The following is a 15,674-nucleotide window of genomic DNA, read 5'->3' on the forward strand; positions in this document are numbered from 1 at the left end:
GGGCCTTGTGAGCGGAAGCGTGATCCTATCTCTGGATGCCATGGGCGGCGATCAATCCCCTGACATGGTGCTCAAGGGGGTCCAGGTCGCCCGAAAGCGGCATCCCGACGCGCGCTATCTCCTGTTCGGCGACGAATCGGTGCTGGCGCCCCTGGTCGCGCGCGAATCCGGTCTGGCCTCGGTCTGTGAGGTGCGCCACGCGGCCACGGTGGTCGGCAACGACGAAAAACCCTCGCAGGCGGTCCGGCGCGGCCGGGACAGCAGCCTCTGGCAGTCCATCCAGGCGGTCAAGGACGGCCACGCCGCGGGCGTGGTCTCGGCCGGCAACACCGGGGCCTTCATGGCCATGGCCAAGCTGGCCCTGCGGACCCTGCCGGGCATCGACCGGCCGGCGATCGCCGCCATCATGCCGACCGCGCGCGGCGACTGCGTGGCCCTGGACATGGGCGCCAACGCCGAGTGCAGCACGGACAATCTGGTCCAGTTCGCCGTCATGGGCGAGGTCTTCGCCCGCACGGTGCTGGGATTGCAGAATCCGACCATCGGCCTGCTGAACATCGGCGCCGAGGACCAGAAGGGCACCGAGACCCTGCGACAGGCCGCGGCGCTGTTGCGGGAGAGCACCTTGCCGATCCGCTTTCAGGGCTTCATTGAGGGCGACGACATCGGCAAGGGATCGGTGGACGTGGTGGTCACGGACGGCTTCACCGGCAACGTGGCCCTCAAGGCCATCGAGGGCACGGCGAAGTTGTACACGTCGTTCATCAAGGGGGCGTTTCAAAGCGCCCTGCTGCCCCGCCTGGGGTACCTGCTGGCGCGGCCGGCCATCAACAAGGTGCGCATGCGGACCGATCCCCGTCGCTACAACGGCGCCATGTTCCTGGGGCTCAACGGCATCGCGGTCAAATCGCACGGCGGCACCGATGCCCTGGGCTTCGCCAATGCCGTCTCCGTGGCGGTGGATCTGGTGACCCATGGGTTCAACGAGACCATCAAGGGCGAGTTCATGAAGGTGCAGCGGGCCTCCGGCGTGGCGCCGGGCGATCTAGAGCGGGCGGCGAACGGCTAATGGTCAAACGCTCCGTGATCGTGGGCTGCGGTTCCTATCTTCCGGCCCGTATCGTGACCAACGAAGACCTGGCTCACACCGTCGAGACCTCCGATGCCTGGATCCGCGAGCGGTCGGGCATCGCCCAGCGGCGCATCGCGGCCAATGACGAGACCACGTCGGACCTGGCCATCGCCGCCGCCCGCGCCGCCCTGGACGGCAGCGACATCGACCCGTCCACGCTCGACCTGATCATCCTGGCCACCGCGACGCCGGACAACACCTTCCCGGCCAGCGCCACCAAGGTGCAGGCGGCCCTGGGCGCCGCCGGCTGCATGGCCTTTGACCTTCAGGCGGTGTGCACCGGCTTCGTCTATGCCCTCGCCACGGCCGACGCCTTCCTGCGATGCGGCCAGGCGCGCACCGCGCTGGTCATCGGCGCCGAGACCTTCTCGCGCATTCTGGACTGGCAGGACCGGGGCACCTGCGTGCTGTTCGGCGACGGCGCCGGCGCCGTGGTGCTGCGGGCCGAGGACGGCGGGCGGGGCGACAAGAGCGATCGGGGCATCCTGTCGACGCACCTGCACGCCGACGGCCAGCACTACGACATGCTGTACGTGGACGGGGGGCCGTCCAGCACCCAGACCACGGGTGTGGTGCGCATGCAGGGCCGGGAGGTGTTCCGGCACGCCGTGTCCAAGCTGTCCATGGCCGTGGAAGAGGCCCTGGCGGCCAATGACGTGACCGCCGAGGAACTGGACTGGCTGGTGCCGCATCAGGCCAACCGGCGCATCATCGACAGCACCGCCCGCAAGCTGGGCCTGCCGCCGGAGAAGGTGGTGGTGACCGTGGACCGCCATGCCAATACCTCGGCGGCCTCCATTCCCCTGGCCCTGGACGAGGCCATCCGGGACGGGCGGGTCCGGCCCGGCCAGTTGGTGCTTCTGGAGGGCATGGGCGGCGGGTTCACCTGGGGCTCGGTCCTGGCGCGCGTCTAGGCGTGTGCCCGCCCGGCGCCGCGCGTCGTGTGGACTTGGGTCATTCCAAGCTTGCACCGCCAGTTCACCTCCACCCGCCAAATCCCTGATATTGACGGTTTTCCGGCGACCCGGTACTCTTTGACATGACCCTGGGAGTCGGCATGGCCGGATGATGCCAGGGACGCGGAACGACGCGTGTGTCGAAGATCGCCGGATAACGTCCCGGCCACGGGACCAGGGGTGTGATCCCCGTGAGCACCCTGAGTCCCGAGGAGTCGGGCGGATCGCCGGGCGAGATGGCCTCACGACATCGCCGCGCGACAGTGGGGAACGGAATGGCATGAGTGGGCAAACCGTCACGCGCGCCCAATTGAGCGAGGCCGTCTATCAGGAGGTCGGCCTGTCCCGCAACGAGTCGTCTGACTTGCTGGAGTCCGTGCTTGAGGAAATGTCCCTGGCGCTGGCTCGCGGCGAGGTCGTGAAGATTTCATCGTTCGGCAGTTTTTCCGTGCGCGAGAAAGGGCAGCGAGTCGGGCGCAACCCCAAGACGGGGGAAGAGGTCCCGATCATGCCGCGCAAGGTTCTGGTCTTCCGGCCCTCTCAGTTGCTCAAGAACCGCATCAACAAGGACGCCGTCGGCGACGGCCCTCGGGGTGAGTAGAGGGGGACACGATGGGCAACGCGGGCGCTTCGGACAAGAAGGAGAAAACCTTGGCCGACGGCCAGGCCCAAGGGGGCACCTCGCGTCGGGGAGGGAAGTCCGACGCGGCTTTTCGCACCATCAGTGAGGTGGCCACCGAACTGGATGTCCCACAGCACGTCCTGCGGTTCTGGGAAACCAAGTTCTCGCATATCCGCCCCATGAAGCGGGGAGGCGGCCGGCGCTACTATCGGCCCGAGGATGTGGTGCTGCTGACCACCATCCGGGATCTGCTGTACCGCGAGGGGTACACCATCAAGGGCGTGCAGAAGCTGCTGCGGGACAATGGCGCCAAGGCGGTCGTGAACGCCTTGCAGGACCGCGCAGAGGACGACGCCGGGGCGCTGACGCTGGTCGGCATGGCGGCGGCGGCCCATGACGACGGACTGGTGTCCGGGGGGCCGGTGATCGGCGACGCGGCATCCGGCCTGGGCGAGGTGGGGGACGACGTGTCCGATGACGGCGACGCGGGGGCCACGCCGTCCGTCGTGGACGGTCCTGAGGCAGCCACCCCCGACGAGCCGTGGGTGGATGGCATCGCGGCGGCGCGGGTGGCCGAGGCGCCGGGGGTGGATGATGGCGCCGCCATGAGGACCGAGCCCGTGGCGTCCGGCGCGAGAGGCCCGGCGGGGCTGGACCCGGCCCATCGCCAGGAACTGGAGTCGATTCTGGAGGACTTGGTGGCCCTGCGGTCCCTGATGGGACAGGCGCTGAACGCCACCCGGCCGCCCTCCATGCCATTGGACGGATGATCGCGGCGCGATCCCCGGGTGCGGCGCGGAATTCCCTTGACCCCGGTGCCGCGACGTGGTGGAAACGTCCTCCCCCGCGTGCCCGTCTTCGGGGCATGCACTGGTCGAACCCGTGGCATCGTCGGTCCGCGGCAATTGATCGAAAGTCCTGTCGGAGAGTGGCGCAGTCTGGTAGCGCACTTGACTGGGGGTCAAGGGGTCGTGGGTTCGAATCCCGCCTCTCCGACCATGACATGAGAGACGTGAGACCTGCGGCGGGTGAGTGTGACTCATCCGCCGCAGGTGTAAGCTGACCTCCCTTGTGGCAACGGGGTTTGCAGACGGGAGGGAGTGGTGGTGGGGGCCTGTAGCTCAATTGGTTAGAGCCGACCGCTCATAACGGTCTGGTTGCGGGTTCGAGTCCTGCCGGGCCCACCAAACCCCACTCGGTGCCGGTCGGGCCGGTTAAGACCTTGAAGGGTAAGGTCAGACTCTTGGTTCGAAACCCCGCCGAGCGGCTGTAGGACAGGTGCCCGCCGAAGACCAGCCGGACGCCGCGCATCAGAAGGACGGGCGCGTGCTGGCGGGTCACCGTGCGCAGTGGCGCGATGCAGACGAGCACGTTGCTACTTGGCTTTGAAGGTGTCCATCGCCTTTCTCGGCCTCGGCGCGCCCCTCGGCCATCCAGATGGCATGGAGGTCGTCTTTCGCGGCTTTCTGCTTGGACTTCGGGACCTTGTTGAGCACGTTGGCCGTGTTGTGAACCCAGCAGCGCTGGTGGCGGGCGCCGGGGAAGACGTCGTCGATGGCGGTCCAGAAGCCGAGCGCGCCGTCGCCGACGGCCAGGTCCGGCCCGTTGGAAAGGCCGCGTCCTTTCAGGTCGTTCAGGAGTTCGCGCCAGTTCTGGGTGCTTTCGCGGAAACCCGCCTGGACCCCGACCAGGTCCTTCCGGCCCTCGGGTGTGGCGCCGATGACGACCAGGATGCACGGCTTCTCGTCTTCCATCCTGCCCTGAAGGTCAATCCCGTCGGCCCAGACGTACACGTACCGGCGGGCAAAACGCGGCAGGATGGCCGAGGTGAAGCAAGCGGATGCGCCCCCCTTCACCAGCCCGGTCGCGGACCTTCGGCCGTCTCACGGCGACAGGACCGATGCCCGTCAGGATCACCCGTTCCGGCCCGTGGCCATGGCGAACCACACGGCGCCTGGCCCGGCGGTTTACGGTTCGAGAACGCGTCCCGGCCCGCCGCATTGGAGCGGTGCACCCAATCGCACAGCGTCTGCCGATCCATCCCAGCCTGACGGGCCGCATCCCGACGGTTCGTTCCCTCCAGAACCATCGCCATCGCCAACAGCCGACGGGTCGCCTCCGCCTCCCCGCACGTTCCCGCCAATCGCCGCAATGAGACCGCATCGTGGTCGGCCCACGTGACCTTAATGGCTGTGCCCATGCGTCCCCCCAACACAACATCTGGAGAGACCACCGAAACACATCCCCTACAGGCTGGGAATCCCCGAAGAGTGCCCACAGAGAGTCAGACCAACGGTCATTGAGAATGACCGTTGCAGTCCTTGGCCGGCCCGCTCCCCCACCCGGCCACCCACGACAGTATGCTTGGGGTGGCCGGGTGGGGGAGCGGGCCGGTGCCGTTCTGCGGATGAGTCACGCTCATCCGCCGCTGGTATCAGACCCTCAGGCCGCTGGTATCACTCGCCCGCAAGCGTCCCGTCGTCAGGCGCCGGCGCCTGGCCCGCCAAGGTGTCGCGGTCGGCAATCACGCGGCTGGCCGGCATGGTCAGGATGACGGTGGTCCCCGACCCCTTGACGCTGGTCATGGTCAGGCTGCCGCCATGAAGCTCCATCAGGACGCGCGACAGGGGAAGGCCGAGGCCCGTACCCTCGCTCCGGCGCGCGAGTCGGTTGTCCACCTGGCCGAAGGTTTCCAGCGCCTCGCGCATCTCCGCCTCGGTCATGCCGATGCCCTGGTCGCTGACCTCCACCATCACGTCCCTGGTGGCATTGAGTCCGGCGCGGACCGCCACCCGGCTGCCGCAGTCGGAAAACTTGATGGCGTTGGACAGCAGGTTGAGCATCACCTGGCGCAAGCGGCGCTCGTCCCCGAACAGCCGGGGCGGATGCAGCGGCAATTCGCTCGCCAGGATCAGCCCCCGAGGCCCGGCCAGGGGGCCGACCATGCGCAGGGCGTCCTGTACCAGATCGGTCAGCGAGAACTCGGACTCGGACAGGTCCAGCCGGCCGGCCTCGGACTTGGACATGTCGAGGATATCGTTGATGACGCTGAGCAGGTGACGGGCGCTGTGCAGGATGTCGACGACGTAGCCCTTGTAGCTCTGGTTCTCCAGCGGGCCGAGCAATTCGGCCTCCATGATCTCCGAGAAGCCGATGATCGCGTTCAGGGGCGTGCGCAGTTCGTGGCTGACGTTCGCCAGGAACGCCGCCTTGGCCCGGCTCGCGCGCTCGGCGGCATCGCGGGTCTCGCGCAGGATATGCTCGGTCAGCTTCTGTTCGGTGATGTCGGTGGCGGCACCACGGTAGCCGTCGAAGGTCCCGGCCATGTCGATGATCGGCAGGCCGCTCATGCGCACGTGACGCGTCTCGCCCTTCGGCAGCGTCTGTTCGACCACCACGTCCCGGAACTGCTCGCGCCGATCCATCAGTCCGGCCAGTTCGCGCCAGCTTCGCGGCGGCGTCTCCATGCCCGAGACGTCGATCAGGGTCCGCCCCATGAAGTGCGCCGGGGTCACACCCAGGGTGCGCTCCACCCGGTTGGAGACGAAGGTGAACCGATGGTCGGGTCCGGTTTCCCAGAACCAGTCCGAGGCGATCTCCGCCAGATCGCGGAACCGCCGGCGGCTGTCCCGCAGATCCTCCTCCCAGCGCACCCGGTCGGTGATGTCGTTGGCGATCAGCACCCGCCCGCCCTCCTCGGCGCGGGTCTCATGGATTTCCACCACCACCCCGCCGGTCAGACGCTGGGTCACGGCATAGGGCGGTGGGTCGCGATGCCGGGCGATGCGGGCCTGGATCCACGCCTCGCGCTCATCGTCCGGGTTCGCGGTTTCCGGCTCGGCGATGACGCCGCGCGCGACCGCCGCGCGCAGCAGGGTTTCATAAGGCGTTCCGGGCACCATCAGGTCGGCGATGCCGGCATAGAGGGCACGGCTCCGGGCGTTGCACATGACCACGCGGTCGTCGGCATCGCAAAGCAGGAAGGCCTCCGACACCGCCTCGATGGCGTCCCGCAACTGCGCCTCGCGGCGATTGGCGCGCGTCCGATGGGCGTCGCCCTCGACCCGCTGGCGGTTCACCACCATCAGGGCCAGCATGAGCGCAAGGCCGATGGCGGTGACCTGCGCGGTCCCGTAGCTCCACGGGATCAGGTCAGGCCGGGTGTGCAACGCGGGGACCAGCCCCTGATGCACCCCGCACACGGCGAGGGCGGCGGCGGCCAGCCAACGGCTGCCGTCGTCGCCGTCGAGCCGCGCGCGCGCAAGACCCCAGGCGGTGACCAGGAAGGCCAGGCCGGCGATGCCGTGCAGCGGCTGGTCGGGGACCACGCCCAGGGGACTCGCCAGAGCGGACGCCACCAGCGGCCAAGCCATCGCCACGGCCCACAGACCAGCCGTCCTGGCCCGGGTGAGCCGCCACCGCCGAAGCGACGCCGTCCCGATCACCAGCAGCGCGCCGGCCGACGCCTGGGCCAGGTCCGACAGAATCAGACGCGCCGCTGGCGGCACGACAGGAACAATCAAAACGACATAACTAATCGAAAATGCTAGAAAACCGAGTGTCCATGACGTCAGGGCGGGCGGCGCCGCGGGCAGCGTGCGAGCGTAGACAGCCACCAGGGTGAGGATGCCGAACCCGAAGGCGGCGCCCCCCTGAGCCATGCCGACGGCAAGTTCCATGCCCTCGCCGCTCCCTCCCCACCGGACCATGGATGACGCCGGCGCGCCCCCAAGCGGTCCGATCTCGTGTCGGCCCCCCCGCGCTGGCTTTCGATGGCGTGCGGCCGCCCCGTGCCGTCACCGGGGCGCGCCGGTCACACGCGCTGGTGTCGAGCCCTCCGCGTCACCGAACCCGCTCCGTCGACCACCGGACCCCATCCTGCCGAAACCCCGGTCAGAAACGGCGGTGAGAAACGGCGACGCGGCTTGCGGAGCGGGCGCCTGTCCCCTCGCGCCCCCTCGGTCATGGACTGTCCGATCACTGATCGTAGCTGACAAGCGCGTGCACCGGAATGTCCAGCTTGTCGCGTCCCTTGAGAAACTCCAATTCGATGATGCAGGCCGCGCTGGTCACATCGGCCCCAACCTTGCGCAGCAGTTCGACGGAGGCGGCGAAGGTCCCGCCGGTGGCCAGCAGGTCGTCGACGAGGATCACCCGTTGTCCCGGTTCGATGGCGTTGTCCTGGATCTCGACGGTGTCCTCGCCGTACTCCAGGGCGTAGGTGTGACGGATGGTCTTGCCGGGCAACTTGCCTTGCTTGCGCACCATGATGAACCCGCACCCCAGCTTCAGGGCCAGCGGCGCCGCGACCAGGAACCCCCGGGACTCGATCCCCGCGATCACGTCGGGCTGGTGCTGCCGCGCCGCCTTGGCCATGCGCCCCATGGTCACCTGCCAAGCGTCGGCATGCGCGAGCAGGGTCGAGATGTCGTAGAACAGAATGCCGGGTTTCGGAAAATCAGGAATTTCGCGGATGTGGTCCTTTAGGTCCATTGGGCAACCCCTCCCTTGTTCAGGCGGGGCATCCTAGTTCCCTGGATCGCATAAGGAAAGCACCGAGACCCCGGCGGCGCGGCCGCCCCGGGCGACGGACGCCGGATCACCAGAAGCAGGACCACGCGGATAACAACACCAATGGTTAACGGAACGGGTCGAGACCGCCCGTGGCCGACCCGCGTCCCACCGGGCGCGCCGACGCCCCGCGTCACGGCCCCCGGGCCGCGAAACGCCTAGGGCAGCGACGCATTCAAGGGAGTCCCCCGTGCATGCGTCGCTGCACAAAACATTGTTTTTATTGCGATTTCGATTCAAAAAAGAATGCGGATTGCATCTTTTGTCTGGATCAGTGCACTGGCACGCCACGCCCGGACCGGGAGTCAATTGTGCCTTGGCACCATGGGGGCGCGCCGCATAAGCTTCAGAGTCAGGTGCCAGGGCGGCACCGGATAAGCTTCAGAGTCAGGTGCCAGGGCGGCACCGGTCATTCTCGATGACCGTTGGTCCAGGGCTGACCTTGGCGGCCAGGAGTCGCGGGGCTCCACCCAGGCCGCCGCGAGGCACCGGAAAGGCGGAAGCCGGGACGGTTGCGTGGCCCGGCCCCCCGCGGACCCGACGATTCTTGGGGAACCGGTACCATGGACGAGGGCATCACCGACAAAACCGATCGGACGGACAAGGGCGGCGGCGACGGCGGTCGTGGCGGTGGTGGTGGAAACGGCGACGACGACGTCGGACCGACGGGCGCGACCGCCCCCCACGGCGCGCCCGCCGGGAGCGCCCAGGCCCTGACCCATATCAGCGAGCGGATCCAGCAGACCCATGCCGCCCTCAGCCCGCAGTTGCGCCAGGCGGCGCGCTACGTGCTGGCGCACCCCGAGGACGTGGCCCTGACCTCCATGCGGCGCCTGGCCGAACACGCCGGCGTCAAGCCCTCGACCATGGTGCGACTGGCCCGGGCCCTGGGCTTCGACGGCTACGACGCCTTCCGCGAGCCCTATCGGCTCTGGCTGCGTGGCGGCGAGAGCGCCTTCGTGGCGCGCGCCCGCACCTTGCAGGAACGGGGCCGGGGCGAGGCCGGAAGCCCGGGGACGCTGCTGGAGGACATGACCGCCGCCGATATGGCCGCCCTGCGCGAGACCGTCGGCGCCGCCAACGTCACCGCGCTGACGCGCGCGCGCGATATGATCTGCGAGGCCCGCACGGTATTCGTGCTCGGCCTGCGCTCATGCTACGCGCTGGCCTCGTTCTTCCACTACGCCTACTCGATCGTGCATGGCAACGCGGTGCTGGTGGACAGCCACGCCGGCACCCTGTTCGATCGCCTGGCCCGGGGTGACCCCGCCGACGTGGCGCTGGTCATCGGTTTTCGCCCTTACACCCACGACTCCGTGCGCGCCACCGACATGGCCGCGGACCAGGGCGTGCGCGTGATCGCCCTGACCGACAGTCTGGTCTCCCCCCTGGCCGAGCGGGCCAGTCAGGTGCTACTGACCGACACGGCCTCGCCCAGCTATTTCCAGTCGCTGGTGCCGGCGCTGGCCCAGATTCAGGCACTGCTGGCGCTGGTGGTGGCCGAGGGCGGTGACGCCACGTTGGCGGCGATCACCGAGACCGAACACCAGTTGGACATCATGGACGCCTATTGGCAGGAGCCGAAAAGGCGACGGAGACCTTCATGACTCACGTGTTTCATCGCCAGCCCGGCGCCACCTATCCCGTGGCGGTCGCCGGGGATGGCCCCTGGCTGATTGATGGCGACGGGCGCCGCTACCTGGACGCCTGCGGCGGCGCGGCCGTGTCCTGCCTGGGGCACAGCGACGCGGCCGTGCGCGCCGCCGTCCTGAGCCAGGTGGACACCCTGGCCTACGCCCATACCGGCTTCTTCACCACCGAGGCGGCCGAGGACCTGGCCGCGCACCTGATCGCCCAGGCCAACGCGGTGATCCCCGGCAACCGCCTCGACAAGGTCTATTTCGTCTCCGGCGGCTCCGAGGCGGCCGAGGCGGCGCTGAAGCTCGCGCGTCAGTACTTCCTGGAGATCGGCCAGCCCGACCGGCATCGCGTCATCGCCCGCCGGCAAAGCTACCATGGCAACACATTGGGCGCGCTGTCGGTGGGTGGCAACCAGTGGCGGCGTCAGCCGTTCGAGCCCATGCTCATGCCCGCCACCCACATCGCGCCCTGCTACGCCTATCGCGAGCAGGCCGAAGGCGAAAGCCCCGAAGCCTATGGCCGGCGCGCCGCCGACCAGTTGGAGGCCGCCATCCAGACCCTGGGACCGGAGACGGTGGCGGCCTTCATCGCCGAGCCGGTGGTCGGCGCCACCGCCGGCGCGGTGCCGGCCGTGCCGGGCTACTTCCGGCGCATCCGCGAGATCTGCGACCGGTACGGCGTGCTGCTGATCCTGGACGAGGTGATGTGCGGCATGGGCCGCACCGGCCACATGTTCGCCTGCGCCGAGGACGGCATCGGCCCGGATATCCTGATCGCCGCCAAGGGGCTGGGCGCCGGCTACCAGCCCATCGGCGCCATGCTGTGCTCGGCCGTGCTGTTCGACGCGGTGGTCGCCGGCAGCGGATTCTTCCAGCACGGCCACACCTACATGGGGCATGTGACGGCCTGCGCCGGCGCGCTCGCGGTGCAGCGGCGCCTGCGGGACGACAACCTGCTGGACAACGTGCGCCGCCAGGGCGCGGCCCTGCGCCGCGACCTGGAGGAGACGCTGGGACAGCATCCCCACGTCGGCGACATTCGCGGGCGCGGGCTGCTGCTGGGCCTGGAACTGGTGACCGACCGCGAGACCAAGGCCCCCTTCGATCCGGCCGTCAAGCTTCACGCGCGCGTCAAGCGGGCCGCCATGGCCCGGGGCCTGATGGTCTACCCCATGGGCGGGACCATCGACGGCCGCCATGGAGACCATGTGTTGCTGGCACCCCCGTTCATCATCGAAGACGCGCATCGGCACGAGATCGTCGACCGCCTGGGCGAGGCGCTCGCCGAAGCGCTGGACACGCCGGCGCGCGCCCCGGCCTCGACGGCATGACGCGACCGACCGGAGCGGACGAGCGCGCGAACGCTTGCCTTCGCCGGTCAGGCGCGAAACACTGGGTCCCGCCCACCTTCGGGTGGGGTGGGGCAACCTGTTGCCGGGATCATCCATCGGGGACGGTCCGGCCGAACAGGTCCGGGATCATCTGTCCGGACCAGACCTCGGTGGGGCGCCGGGCATGACCCGGGCGCCACGCCAGGACACCGACGACCAGCGGTCACCCCACGTGACCGGTGGTGATGCCGTGGCCGCCCCCCGGCCGCGCCCGTGGAAGGCCCGCCCAACGCATCGACGGGCCTGCCGGGATGGGATGGATGGGGGCGCGGATGCGGCAAGGCCGGGTGGGGGCTCCTCGCCGGCCATCGAACAACAACCTGGGAACCTGGAGGCTTGACACCATGAAGACTCTGACCGCCGCGACCGCCGGCGCCGTACTCGCCGCCGGCCTCATGACGGCCGGGGCCGCTTCGGCCGCCGACCAGCAGTTCATCACCATCGGCACCGGGGGCGTCACCGGCGTCTACTATCCCACCGGCGGGGCCATCTGCCGCCTGGTCAACAAGAACCGGGCCGATCATGGCATCCGCTGCTCGGTGGAGAGCACCGGCGGCTCCGTTTACAACCTCAACACCATCCGCGCGGGCGAACTGGACTTCGGCGTCGCCCAGTCCGACTGGCAGTTCCATTCCTTCAACGGCAGCGCCACGTTCGAGGAGGCCGGCGCCTTCGAGGACCTGCGCGCGGTGTTCTCCCTGCACCCCGAACCGTTCACCGTGGTCGCCCGGGCCGATGCCGGCGTGACCAACTTCGAGGATCTCGAAGGCAAGCGGATGAGCATCGGCAATCCCGGCTCCGGCCAGCGCGGCACCATCGAGGTGCTGATGGAGGCCATGGGCTGGACCCCCGACACCTTCTCCCTGGCCGCCGAGTTGAAGGCCGCCGAGCAGTCGCAGGCCCTGTGCGACAACAACATCGACGCCTTCGTCTACACCGTCGGTCATCCCAACGGCTCCATCAAGGAAGCCACGACCGCCTGTGACGCCAATCTGGTGAACGTGGACAACGACGCCACGGCGACCCTGGTGGCCGAGAACCCGTACTACTCCATGGCCACCATTCCCGGCGGCATGTACCGGGGCAGCGACGAGGACACCACCACCTTCGGCGTGCGCGCGACCCTGGTGACCTCGGCCGCCGTGTCCGACGAGGTGGTCTACCAGCTCGTCAAGGCGGTGTTCGAGAACTTCGAGGACTTCAAGAAGCTGCACCCGGCCTTCGCGGTGCTGGAAAAGGAGGAGATGGTCTCCGCCTCCCTGTCCGCGCCCCTGCATCCGGGCGCCGAGAAGTACTATCGTGAGGCTGGCCTGATCGAATAGGCCTCGACTCCATCGGTCGGCGCCGGGACGCGGCGGTCGAGGCCCCCGGACAGGGACCTCGCCATGGCGCCCGGCGCCGGTCCGCCCAACCGCGCCGCCGGTCGTCCGGCCCGAACACTCCCGCCCGTTGGCTCGGCCCGGTGTCCAGCTCCGATCAGGGTCTGTCCCGCCCGAGCCTCCGCCCGAGCGTCAGGAGGCCCCCTATTCATGAGCGAGGACACCCGGACCACGCGCGCGCGCCCGTCGAATGACACGGCCGCCGACGACAGAGCGCCCCCCCCCGAGAGCGAGACAGGATCGGGCGGTTCGCGCGCCGCCGAGGACATCGTCGCCCAGGTGGAGTCCGGCGCCCGCACCCCCCGGGGCATCTCCGGACGGATCATCATCGTCACCTGCGTGGCCTGGACCCTGTTCCAGTTGTGGTTCGCCTCGCCGCTGCCGTTCGTCTTGGGCTTCGGGATTTTCAACGGCACCGAGGCCCGCTCGATCCACCTGGCGTTCGCGCTGTTCCTGGCCTTCACCGCCTACCCGGCCTTCAAGGCGTCGCCCCGCCACCATATCCCGGTGTTGGACTGGCTGTTCGCCCTGGCGGGGGCGTTCTGCGCCGCCTACCTGGTGCTGTTCAACGATGCCCTGGCGACCCGCCCGGGCGCGCCCACCACGACGGACGTGACGGTCGGCGTGATCGGCCTGCTGCTGCTGCTGGAAGCCACGCGACGCGCGCTCGGCCCTCCCCTCCTGGTCGTGGCCCTGGTGTTCCTGGGCTACACGTTTGGTGGGCAGTACATGCCGGACGTGATCGCCCACAAGGGCGCCTCGCTGGAAAAGGCGATGTCGCACTTCTGGCTCTCGACCGAGGGCGTGTTCGGCGTCGCACTCGGCGTCTCCACCACCATGGTGTTCCTGTTCGTGGCCTTCGGCGCCTTCCTGGAGCGCGCCGGCGCCGGCCTCTACTTCATCCGCGTCGCTTTCGCATTCATGGGCCATCTGCGCGGCGGCCCGGCCAAGGCGGCGGTGGTGTCCTCGGCCATGACGGGGCTGATCTCCGGATCCTCCATCGCCAACGTGGTCACCACCGGCACCTTCACCATCCCGCTGATGAAGAAGGTGGGCTTCCCGGGCACCAAGGCCGGCGCGGTCGAGGTGGCCTCCTCCACCAACGGCCAGCTCACCCCGCCCATCATGGGCGCGGCGGCCTTCCTGATGGTTGAGTACGTGGGCATCAGCTACATGGAGGTGATGAAGCACGCCATCGTGCCGGCGCTGATCAGCTACATCGCGCTGGTCTACATCGTCCATCTGGAGGCGGTGAAGGCGGGCATGAAGGGCCTGCCGCGCGCGACCGTGCGCCCCTGGCACCAGGCGGCCATCGGCTTCCTGGGCAGCTTCCTCGTGGTTTCCGGCATGGCGGCGGTGGTCTACTACGGGTTCGGATGGCTGAAGCCGGTGGCCGGAGACGCCACCCCCTGGATCGCCGCGAGCGTCCTGCTGATCGCCCATGTGGCGCTGGTCTGGGTGGTCAGCCGCGTGCCGCCCATGCCCGAGACCGCCGAGATCACCGAGGTGCCGGCGGCCGGCCCCACCGTCCTGTCGGGCCTGCATTTCCTGCTGCCGGTGGTGGTGCTGGTCTGGTGCCTGATGATCGAACAGCTCTCGCCCGGCCTGTCCGCCTTCTGGGCGGCCACCATGATGGTGTTCAACGTGGTGACCCAGCGCCCGTTGGCGGCCCGGTTCCGGGGCCTGGACGGCGGCGCCATCGGGTCCGCCGCCTGGCACGGCCTGACGGACCTGTATCACGGCACGGTGATGGCCGCGCGCAACATGATCGGCATCGGCGTGGCCACCGCCGCCGCCGGCATCATCGTCGGCGCGGTGACCCTGACCGGTGTCGGACAGGTGCTCACCGAGATGATCGAGTACCTGTCCGGCGGCTCGCTGATGATCATGCTGCTGCTGACCGCGGTCACCAGCCTGCTGCTGGGCATGGGCTTGCCGACCACCGCCAACTACATCGTCGTCTCCACCCTGATGGCCCCGGTGATCGTCACCCTGGGCGCGGAAAACGGCCTGATCGTGCCGCTGATCGCCGCGCACATGTTCGTGTTCTACTTCGGCATCCTGGCCGACGACACGCCCCCGGTGGGCCTGGCGGCCTTCGCGGCCTCGGCCATCTCGGGATCCGATCCCATCAAGACCGGCATCCAGGGGTTCACCTACGACATCCGCACCGCGATCCTGCCGTTCCTGTTCATCTTCAATACCGAACTGCTGCTGATCGGCGTGAATTCTTGGATACACGGCATTGTCGTCTTCTGCTTCGCCCTGGTGGCCATGCTGACCTTCGCGGCGGCCACACAGCGCTATTTCATCGTGCGCTGCCGCCCGTACGAGGTGGCGGCCCTGCTGCTGATCGCCTTCACCATGTTCCGGCCCGGCTTCTGGATGGACATGGTGGCGCCGGAACTGCTGGAGATCGATCCCACCCGCATCGAGGCCATGGCCGAGCAGGTCCCCGAGAACGGCCGCCTCAGGGTGCGCGTCGAGGGCATGACCCTGGAAGGCGATGAGGTCAGCAAGGCCGTCATGCTGCCCATGGGCGGCCTGGGCACCGGCGCTGAGCGTTTGTTGAGCGCCGGCCTGGCCCTGCGCGAGGAGGACGGCCGCGTTCTGGTGGACGACATCGTCTTCGACAGCACCGCCGACAAGCTCGGCTTCGACTTCGACTGGGAAATCACCAAGGTCATGGTGAAGAACGAGGAGCGGCCCCCCAACCAGCTCTTCTTCATCCCGGCGCTGGCGCTGCTGCTGGTCGTCTGGTGGACCCAGCGGGTCCGCCTGCGCCGCCAGGAGACGACGGGGCGGGAGACGGGCCGGGCGTGACCGGTCGCGCCGGGCTGGTGGGCCGAGCGCGTAGGGAATCACCTGCGCGGGTGGAGGCCCTGGCCGCGTCCCTGGGTTTGTCGGCGGCCGTCCTGGGCGGCGCCCGGCGCCTCACCGACGACCGCCACCGGCTCCGGCTCGACCGGTGGGCGCCCTCACG

At 68.9% G+C, this 15,674-nt stretch carries 11 protein-coding genes, 2 tRNA genes and 1 pseudogene; 10 read left to right on the plus strand and 4 right to left on the minus strand.

Going from position 1 to position 15,674, the window contains the following annotated elements; genetic code table 11:
- The first annotated feature begins 7 nt into the window (after window positions 1-7).
- The 6 genes from plsX to GGD89_RS13055 all read left to right on the plus strand — a co-directional run bounded on the left by plsX (window position 8) and on the right by GGD89_RS13055 (window position 3,897).
- On the plus strand, window positions 8-1,069 hold the full coding sequence (plsX, locus tag GGD89_RS13030; RefSeq protein WP_184045952.1) for a phosphate acyltransferase PlsX: 1,062 nt from the start codon (window positions 8-10) through the stop codon (window positions 1,067-1,069).
- On the plus strand, window positions 1,069-2,046 hold the full coding sequence (locus tag GGD89_RS13035; protein ID WP_184045954.1) for a beta-ketoacyl-ACP synthase III: 978 nt from the start codon (window positions 1,069-1,071) through the stop codon (window positions 2,044-2,046). Before plsX ends, GGD89_RS13035 begins: the two co-directional genes overlap by 1 nt.
- A gap of 322 nt (window positions 2,047-2,368) precedes the next feature.
- Window positions 2,369-2,689 (plus strand): integration host factor subunit alpha, encoded by a 321-nt coding sequence (locus tag GGD89_RS13040; protein WP_184045956.1) that lies wholly within the window; start codon window positions 2,369-2,371, stop codon window positions 2,687-2,689.
- A 50-nt stretch (window positions 2,690-2,739) separates the two neighbouring features.
- Window positions 2,740-3,480, plus strand: coding sequence for a MerR family transcriptional regulator (locus tag GGD89_RS13045; protein ID WP_246423100.1), 741 nt, complete (start codon window positions 2,740-2,742; stop codon window positions 3,478-3,480).
- Between the two features lie 152 nt (window positions 3,481-3,632).
- Window positions 3,633-3,709 (plus strand) — tRNA-Pro (locus GGD89_RS13050).
- A gap of 111 nt (window positions 3,710-3,820) precedes the next feature.
- Window positions 3,821-3,897: transfer RNA gene (locus GGD89_RS13055), tRNA-Ile, on the plus strand.
- A 219-nt stretch (window positions 3,898-4,116) separates the two neighbouring features.
- Here the strand turns inward: GGD89_RS13055 and GGD89_RS13060 are convergent.
- The 4 genes and pseudogenes from GGD89_RS13060 to GGD89_RS13075 all read right to left on the minus strand — a co-directional run.
- Window positions 4,117-4,666 (minus strand): annotated as a pseudogene (locus GGD89_RS13060) (transposase); the annotation flags it as partial.
- Window positions 4,563-4,910 (minus strand): helix-turn-helix domain-containing protein, encoded by a 348-nt coding sequence (locus GGD89_RS20665; RefSeq protein WP_184045960.1) that lies wholly within the window; start codon window positions 4,908-4,910, stop codon window positions 4,563-4,565. The gene GGD89_RS20665 and the pseudogene GGD89_RS13060, both read right to left, overlap by 104 nt.
- A gap of 256 nt (window positions 4,911-5,166) precedes the next feature.
- Window positions 5,167-7,389, minus strand: a complete 2,223-nt coding sequence (locus GGD89_RS13070; protein WP_184045962.1) for a sensor histidine kinase — start codon at window positions 7,387-7,389, stop codon at window positions 5,167-5,169.
- Window positions 7,390-7,687: 298 nt separating this feature from the next.
- Window positions 7,688-8,203 (minus strand): adenine phosphoribosyltransferase, encoded by a 516-nt coding sequence (locus GGD89_RS13075; RefSeq protein ID WP_184045964.1) that lies wholly within the window; start codon window positions 8,201-8,203, stop codon window positions 7,688-7,690.
- Between the two features lie 641 nt (window positions 8,204-8,844).
- On the opposite strand from GGD89_RS13075, the gene GGD89_RS13080 reads away from it, so the two are divergent.
- The 4 genes from GGD89_RS13080 to GGD89_RS13095 all read left to right on the plus strand — a co-directional run bounded on the left by GGD89_RS13080 (window position 8,845) and on the right by GGD89_RS13095 (window position 15,514).
- Window positions 8,845-9,888: a MurR/RpiR family transcriptional regulator gene (locus GGD89_RS13080; protein ID WP_184045966.1), complete on the plus strand. Its 1,044-nt coding sequence runs from the start codon at window positions 8,845-8,847 to the stop codon at window positions 9,886-9,888.
- The gene (locus GGD89_RS13085) at window positions 9,885-11,252 is read left to right on the plus strand and encodes an aspartate aminotransferase family protein (RefSeq protein WP_184045968.1); all 1,368 of its coding nucleotides are present in this window, start codon (window positions 9,885-9,887) and stop codon (window positions 11,250-11,252) included. Before GGD89_RS13080 ends, GGD89_RS13085 begins: the two co-directional genes overlap by 4 nt.
- Window positions 11,253-11,656: 404 nt before the next feature.
- Complete coding sequence (locus GGD89_RS13090) at window positions 11,657-12,634, plus strand: TAXI family TRAP transporter solute-binding subunit (RefSeq protein WP_184045970.1); 978 nt, start codon at window positions 11,657-11,659, stop codon at window positions 12,632-12,634.
- 207 nt (window positions 12,635-12,841) lie between these two features.
- Window positions 12,842-15,514, plus strand: coding sequence for a TRAP transporter permease (locus GGD89_RS13095; protein WP_184045972.1), 2,673 nt, complete (start codon window positions 12,842-12,844; stop codon window positions 15,512-15,514).
- Window positions 15,515-15,674 lie beyond the last annotated feature (160 nt).

The sequence above is a fragment of the Roseospira visakhapatnamensis genome, from assembly GCF_014197915.1.
Classification (GTDB): Bacteria; Pseudomonadota; Alphaproteobacteria; order Rhodospirillales; family Rhodospirillaceae; genus Rhodospira; species Rhodospira visakhapatnamensis.